Source organism: Mesorhizobium sp. M2A.F.Ca.ET.037.01.1.1, assembly GCF_003998075.1.
Classification (GTDB): domain Bacteria; phylum Pseudomonadota; class Alphaproteobacteria; order Rhizobiales; family Rhizobiaceae; genus Mesorhizobium.
The window spans coordinates 1-1,252 of the sequence record NZ_RZSA01001392.1; the positions used below are offsets into that span (position 1 = coordinate 1).

Consider the following 1,252-nt stretch of genomic DNA (forward strand, 5'->3'; position numbering starts at 1 on the left):
GGTCGATGTCCCCTTCGGCGGCTCGAAGGGCGCGCTACGGATCGATCCGCGGGAGTGGACGCCGCAGGAACTCGAACGCATTACCCGGCGCTTCACCCAGGAACTTGCCAAGCGGGGGCTGATCGGCCCAGGGGTCAACGTGCCGGCACCCGACATTGGCACGAGCGAACGGGAAATGGCCTGGATGGCGGACGAGTTCCGCCGCGCTAATCCCATGGACGTAATCAATGCGCGCGCCTGCGTGACCGGGAAGCCGGTCTCGAAAGGCGGCATTGCCGGACGAATGGAAGCGACTGGCAGGGGTGTGCAGTTCGCCATTCACAGCTACCTCAACGACAAGCGCACACCCGGTCTCAAGCAGGGCCGGGGCCTCAAGTGGATAACGGTCGCGGTGCAGGGCTTCGGCAATGTGGGCTATCACGCGGCCAAGTCTCTTTCCGAGGACGACGGCGCGTTGATCACAGTTGTAGCCGAACGCGACGGTTACGTCGCCAACCCGGAAGGCCTCTCTATTGAAGCGCTTAAGCGACATCAGCTGCGGACAGGAAGCATCCTCGGCTTTTGCGATGCAGAGTCCTTTGAAGGCGATATGACAGGGATCGAACGGCCGTGCGACATTCTCATTCCGGCCGCCATGGAAAATGCGATCCATGGTGGCAACGCTACGCGAATTCAGACGCAGCTCATTGTTGAGGCAGCTAACGGTCCGGTTACATACGAAGCCGATAAGATACTTCGCTCCCAAGGAATCACCGTCCTTCCGGATCTCTATGTCAACGCCGGCGGTGTGGTAGTGAGTTATTTCGAATGGGTGAAGAATCTCACCCATATCCCGTTCGGGCTGATGGAGCGACGGCGGCGGGAGCGGCGCAACCGAACAATCGCCGAAGCACTTGAACGAATGACCGGCAACCCGTTCCCGGCCGACATGCGGGACGAGTTTCTTGAGGGCGGCGCCGAGATCGATCTGGTCCGATCCGGACTAGAAGATGTGATGCGCTCCACCTGGAGCCGGATCTCGGACCTCCTCGAAGAGCAACCGGAACTCGGCGACTACAGGACGGCGGCCTATGTCGAATCCATCCGCAAGATCGCCGCAGCGTACGAGGCCATCGGCATATGAGTTCCTTTTGCCGACAGCACCACGAAGCGGAGCTCTCCGGAACAAATCCCGCTTCTGCCGATGCAAGCAAAAGTTCCACAGGGAACCTATTCGACAGGTTATAACATCACAATTGGCGAAGTAAATGAT

At 59.5% G+C, this 1,252-nt stretch carries 1 protein-coding gene; it reads left to right on the forward strand.

Translation table 11 applies throughout. The annotated features are described in order from the left end of the window. The coding region (locus EOA27_RS37015; protein WP_145970849.1) for a Glu/Leu/Phe/Val dehydrogenase at positions 1 to 1,123 on the forward strand (1,123 nt) is incomplete at its 5' end. Positions 1,124 to 1,252: the final 129 nt, after the last annotated feature.